Source organism: Oryzihumus sp. (genome assembly GCF_054325275.1).
Map to the genome: position 1 here is coordinate 1 of NZ_JBTCWL010000120.1, position 5,506 is coordinate 5,506.

The 5,506-nt window shown below is 73.6% G+C and carries 6 protein-coding genes; 1 reads left to right on the plus strand and 5 read right to left on the minus strand.

Going from position 1 to position 5,506, the window contains the following annotated elements:
* On the plus strand, nucleotides 1-1,278 hold a 1,278-nt coding region (locus ACXVGS_RS18650; protein WP_458537361.1), incomplete at its 5' end, for a N,N-dimethylformamidase beta subunit family domain-containing protein.
* 13 nt (nucleotides 1,279-1,291) lie between these two features.
* Here ACXVGS_RS18650 and ACXVGS_RS18655 read toward each other — a convergent pair.
* From ACXVGS_RS18655 to ACXVGS_RS18675, 5 genes are all read right to left on the minus strand, one after another.
* On the minus strand, nucleotides 1,292-2,236 hold the full coding sequence (locus ACXVGS_RS18655) for an alpha/beta fold hydrolase (protein ID WP_458532243.1): 945 nt from the start codon (nucleotides 2,234-2,236) through the stop codon (nucleotides 1,292-1,294).
* A gap of 62 nt (nucleotides 2,237-2,298) precedes the next feature.
* Nucleotides 2,299-3,471 carry a QcrA and Rieske domain-containing protein gene (locus tag ACXVGS_RS18660; protein ID WP_458536444.1) on the minus strand — a complete coding sequence of 391 codons (1,173 nt, stop codon included), beginning with the start codon at nucleotides 3,469-3,471 and terminating at the stop codon, nucleotides 2,299-2,301.
* A gap of 18 nt (nucleotides 3,472-3,489) precedes the next feature.
* Complete coding sequence (locus ACXVGS_RS18665; RefSeq protein ID WP_458534037.1) at nucleotides 3,490-4,386, minus strand: hypothetical protein; 897 nt, start codon at nucleotides 4,384-4,386, stop codon at nucleotides 3,490-3,492.
* Nucleotides 4,383-4,724, minus strand: coding sequence for a metal-sulfur cluster assembly factor (locus ACXVGS_RS18670; protein ID WP_458537362.1), 342 nt, complete (start codon nucleotides 4,722-4,724; stop codon nucleotides 4,383-4,385). The genes ACXVGS_RS18665 and ACXVGS_RS18670 overlap by 4 nt, the downstream gene beginning before the upstream one ends.
* Before the next feature lie 5 nt (nucleotides 4,725-4,729).
* Nucleotides 4,730-5,506 (minus strand): amidohydrolase family protein (locus ACXVGS_RS18675; RefSeq protein ID WP_458537363.1); only part of this gene is annotated, 777 nt, incomplete at its 5' end.

Genomic DNA, 5,506 nt, shown 5'->3' on the forward strand with positions numbered 1-5,506 from the left:
GTCTCGAGCGTGGCCCGTCGCTGGTCGGTGACGGCGTTCCGCATGGGTTGGTACGGCGCCCCGGGTGGCGCGTGCGTCTGGCGCGCGAGCGGGCTGCGCGGCATACCGCGCGCGGCTGCTCCCCTTGACCTCTCGACCAACACCGTCCGGACGGACTGGCCGGCGTCGCTCTCCCTGCCCACCGCCGACTGGCCTCCCGGGGCCTACCTGCTGCGGCTGGACAGCGTTGCGGGGCAACGGTTCGTGCCCCTCACGGTGCGCTCCCCCGACACGACGGGCCGGATCGTCCTGGTCGACGACGTGACCACCTGGCAGGCCTACAACCAGTGGGGCGGGTACGACCTCTACAACGGCCCGGGCGGCAAGGCGGACTTCGCGAACCGGTCGCGGGTGGTCACCTTCGACCGGCCGTATGACGGGGACGGGTCGGGGCAGTTCCTCAAGCTCGACCTGCCCACGATCGCCCATGCCGAGCGGTTCGGGCTGCCGCTGGCATACGCGACCGACGTCGACCTGCACGCGGTGTCGACACTGCTTGCCGGCGCCCGGGCGGTGGTGACGCTCGGCCATGACGAGTACTGGTCGACCGCCATGCGCAGCTCGGTGACGCGGGCCCGGGATGCGGGCGTCAACGTGGCCTTCCTCGGCGCCAACGCGGCGTTCCGGCACATCCGGTTGGAGCCGACGCGGTTCGGACCGGACCGGGCCGAGGTGAACTACAAGGCGCCGTCGGACCCGCTGCTCGGCGTCGACGACGCCGAGGTCACCGTGAACTGGCGCGAGCCACCGGTGCCCCGGCCGGAGAGCGTGCTGACGGGCGTGTTCTACGAGTGCAACCCGGTCAGCGCCCCGATGGTGGTCACCGACCCGGACAGCTGGTTGTTCGCCGGGACAGGAGCCACGGCGGGCCTGCAGCTGCCGCACCTGGTCGGACCGGAGTACGACCGCGTGAACCCCGGCGCACCCACGCCGAGGGCCATCGAGGTGCTCACCCACTCGCCGGTCACCTGCCGCGGCGTCGCCAGCTTCGCCGACAGCGCGTGGTACACCGTGGCCTCCGGCGCCGGGGTGTTCGCCTCCGGCAGCAACTGGTTCACCACCGGGCTGCCCGAGGCCGGGGCAACGGGCACCACCGCCCGGGTCGTCGGCGGCGAGCTGACCAACCTGCTGCGCGCGTTCGCCGCCGGGCCGGCCGGGTTGGTGCATCCGTCGCGGCCGAACCTCGCCGGGCTGCACGAGTTGGCCGGCGACCCGGTGGCTCGGGCGTACGGCCAGTGACCCTCAGGTCAGGTCAGCGTGAAAGGCGTTGCAGGACAGCGGATACCGCGTCCGGGGCGGCGAGCATCACCAGGTGGCCGGCGCCGGGGATCGCGACCACGTCGTGGGTGTGCAGCCTTGCGGCGGTCGCGGTCGCGCTGGCACGGCCCATCTGCGGGTCCCGGCTGCCGTAGACGACCGCGGCCGGGACGTGGACCTGCCGCTCCTGGGCGTAGGTCAGGCCGATGAGCGGCTGGCTCAGGATGGCCTTGAGCGCGCTCTCCGCGCCAGGCACGCGCAGGGGCGTGAGCCACTGCTGTGCGTCGAACGGCGGACAGGTCGGCCCGCACGCGCTGGCGTAGGCACGCTCGGCCAGGCCGTTGTGCCGGGTGGCGAGGCGCAGCATCGTGGTGGCATAGGGGTCGACGAACAGGTGGTGGACCCAGCCGGGGCCGACCCCGTAGGGCGTGCCGTCCCCGTCCATGAACACCACGCGGCGCACTGCCGCCGGGTCGGTGCGGGCGAGGTCACCGACGATGGCCGCACCGCTGGAGTGCCCGACGAGCATCGGCGTGCTGTGATGGGCGGCGTCGAGGTGCAGGGCCGCGACGAACGCGCGCAGCTGGGCGGTGTCCCCGGTCAGGGTGTAGGGACCACGCCGCTCGGTGTAGCCGAAGCCCCGCACGTCCAGGGCGTAGACCCGGTGGCCGGCGGCAGCCAGCTGCGGGCCGACCCGGTCCCACACCTGCGCGGACTCCATGAACCCGTGCACGAGCACGATCGGCGGGCCGCTCTCTCCCCACTGCTCGTAGTGGGTGGTCAGGCCGCCGGCGCGCACCGTGTGACCGTGGTCGTCCAGCGGCGGGACCGGCACCGTCCCGGCGCTGCCCCAGTCGTATGCGGCGGCCGCAAGGGTTAGCACCGCGAACGCGCCAAGCAGCGTGAGGCCGAGCCGTCCCAGGACCCGACGCCACCCCACGCGGCCTCTCCGGTCCTGTGCTCCTCGCCCCACCCTCGCCACTATCGACGTTGGCAGAGCTTCTAGCCAACCCGGATCTGGCCGCCCACGACGTGGACGCGGATGCTCGGCAGCGGCGCGGGTGGCGGGCCCTGGAGCACCTGGCCGGTGCGGCCGTCGTACACCCCGCCGTGGCAGGGGCAGAGGAACTGGACGCTGGAGGGGTCGTACTGCACCGGGCAGCCGGCGTGGGTGCAGACCGCGGAGAAGGCGACGAAGGTGTCGGCTGCGGAGTGGACGACCCAGCCAGGGTTGCCGTCGGCGGGGTTGGTGAAGGACACCGCCTGGCCCACCGGGAGCGAGGCGACGGTGCCGACTGCCGACGTGGCCCCCGACGTGGGTTGGGCACTGGTCGGGCCGGGAGCAGCGGGACTGGCCACACGGGTGACACCCCCGACCGCCCGGCCCACCATCGCGGTGAGGGCCGCCGCCATGACGGCCAGGGTCCCGACGGCCGCCGCCGCGGCACCACCCTTGACCACGGTGCGCCGCTGGATCTCGGCCCGGATGCCGGGGCGCAGCTGCTCCTCGACGGGGAAGACCGGGCAGCCGGCCGGCCGGGTGCACTGCCCGTCGGGTGCCAGCCCGCACGTGCCGCCGCGAGCGCACAGCGCGCGCAGCCGGGGCACGGCCACCGCGACGACGGCCGGCTCGGGGCCCAGGCGCAGCTCGCGCCGCGCCCGGTTGCGCAGCCAGGCGTCCACGCTGAGCACTCCCCCGGCGCCGAAGGCGATGATGACCGACCAGGCGAAGACGAACACGATGTCGGCGCCCACGTAGTAGGGCGTGGTGTTCCAGCTGACCGTGAGGTAGAAGGTCAGCGCCAGCAGGGCACCGGCGGCCGCGGCGGCGCGGGCCCACAGGCCCAGCAGCGTCGCCACCCCGACGAGCAGCTCACCGGTGGCGATGAGCAGGCCGACCACCACCGGGGCGTGCAGCGACAAGGACACCAGCGGCCCGATGGGACTGCTGTGCTGGAGCGCCGCCATCTGCCGGCCGATCGAGGTCGGGTCGCTCGCGTCGAGGAAGCCCGGGTTCGCGAACTTCTGCAGCGCCGCGTAGGTGAACGTCACGCCGAGGAACGCGCGCAGCGGCAGGATCAGCCAGCCGGGCTGGTCCCGCACGCGATGCCAGAGCTGGTCGCGGTGCTCCAGCGGGGCTGTTCGCCCTGAGGTGCGCGCCACGTCTCGCAGCATGCGACGGGAGGCTGGGAGTCAGGTCAACGGCACCTGTGAGTGGTCGCGTGCGGCGAAGCGCGCACCGGGCAGGCCCCACTCGCGGAAGAAGTCGCCGGTCGCCCGGCACAGGGCGACGTTGACGTCGTTGCTCACGTCGATTGCCGCCGCGGACCAGGCGTCGGCCAGCTCGGCGGTCTCCACCGCCGTCTCCGGTGGCAGCAGGAGCGGGTCCTCGGGCCCCAGCGGACCGCGACCGGCGAGCCGGGCCAGCAGGGCCGCGTGCGCGTCGTGCGAGAGGAACGTCAACCGGCGCGGACCGCCGTCGTCGGGGGTGTAGGTGAGCGCCAGGGGCTCGGCGGCCAGGTCCGGCACGACCTCGCCGGCCGCGTCCACGGATCCCGCGTCGCAGACGCGGACACCGAGCAGCTCGTATGTCGTGGTGCCGCTGCCGATCAGGGCCAGCAGGAGCATCCGCACGTCGGGGTCGGTGCCGGGCAAGGGCAGGGGTCGGCGCTCCAGCGGTTCGCGATCGAGCGGTCCGTGCGACGTCCCGCCCGGGGGCTCCGCGGCGCTCCCGACAGGACGCCAGGCCACGGCCACCCCCGCCGCCGTCCACCACAGCGTGGGGCCGAAGGCCAGCGCCGCCAGCTGCCCGGCGGCCAGGCCGGGGTGGCGCAGCGCAATCTCCTCCAGTGACCGCTGTGCCACCGAGGCGTCCTCGCGGCCGGCGGCCAGCAGCCCGGCCAGGTCTCCCCCGGCCACCTCCCGGGCGAAGCGGTCCAGCGTGCCGACGGCGGTGCGCACCCAGATGCCCGCGTCCCGGCAGCGGGTCGCGAGCAGCCGGGCGACCGCCATGACCGAGGGGTCGGCCAGCAGGGCCGACTCGCGGCGTCCGGCGAGCGCCGCCCGCACCTCCTCCTCGGTGCCCGTCATCGCAGCCACGCCGGGGCTGCCGTCACGGGTCCCTCGTTGACCTGGCGGGAGATCTCCTCGGCGATGAAGTGGTCGCGGATGTCCACCCGGCACCGGGCCACGCCCGGCAGGGCCTCGACCCGGCGCCGGACCTCCCGGCCGATGTCGATGGCGAACGGCGAGGGGCACAGCGGCGAGGTGAGGTGGTAGCGCACGGTCACCGTGCCGGCGGCGTCCGCGTCGACCTCGTCGAGCAGGTCCAGGTCGGCGAGCGTCCGGCGGATCTCCGGGTCCGGGACGCTGCCCGCCGCGACCCGCGCGGCGGCCAGGTCCACGGCTGGGAGGTGGGCAGCCGGCATACCGGTCATCGCGGGGTGCCGGCGACGCCGGTCTCGGTCTCGGCCGCCTCCCCCGCGGTCTCCGTGGGGATCCGGGCGATCCGCTCCTCGCGGCGCACGTCGAACTCGTCGCCTTTCAGCTCCTTGAGCCTGGCCTCGGTGTCGATGCCGTAGAGCCGGGCGATGTTGCCGCCGATGATCTTCTCCTTGACCTCGTCGGTGAGGGAGACGCCGTACTCGTCCTCGATGTCGGCCGGGATCTGGAAGGCCATGAAGTCGTCGAGCTGCCACTGGGGATACCAGATCGGGAAGTCGGTGCCGTAGATGATCCGGTCCGGGCCGAGCCAGAACAGCAGGTTGGCCATCACGTTGCCGAAGAAGCGCGGCCGGTTGTGCACGAACGCCAGCGCGACGGCGAGCGAGGCGTAGACGTTGGGGCTTCGCGCCGAGAGCCAGCAGAAGTCGTCCAGCCGCGGCAGGCCGACGTGGTCGACGATGAAGTTCAGCTCGGGGTAGAGCGTCGAGGGCTCGTCGATGTCGCGGACGTCGAACCGCTCGAGCGCCAGCGGCTCGACGGCCGGACCCTTGTGGAAGTGCATGTTGGTGATGCCGAGCTCGATGCAGCGCTCGTACAGGGGGAACACCATGGGGTCGTTGGCCTTCCAGCCGCGCGACTCCCCGCGCCACTCGGCGGTGTACCACTTGAAGCCCCGCATGCCGAGGTCGGTGACCTGGTGGTCGACCTGCTCGAGGGCGTCCGGCGAGCGGGGGTCGATGCCGCCGAGCGCGATCAGCCGGTTGGG

What these genes read in the sequence shown, in the direction of transcription:
- ACXVGS_RS18660 (WP_458536444.1), bottom strand. Translation starts at nt 3,471, where the DNA reads ATGCTGCGAGACGTGGCGCGCACCTCAGGGCGAACAGCCCCGCTGGAG.
- ACXVGS_RS18665 (WP_458534037.1), bottom strand. Translation starts at nt 4,386, where the DNA reads ATGACGGGCACCGAGGAGGAGGTGCGGGCGGCGCTCGCCGGACGCCGC.
- ACXVGS_RS18670 (WP_458537362.1), bottom strand. Translation starts at nt 4,724, where the DNA reads ATGCCGGCTGCCCACCTCCCAGCCGTGGACCTGGCCGCCGCGCGGGTC.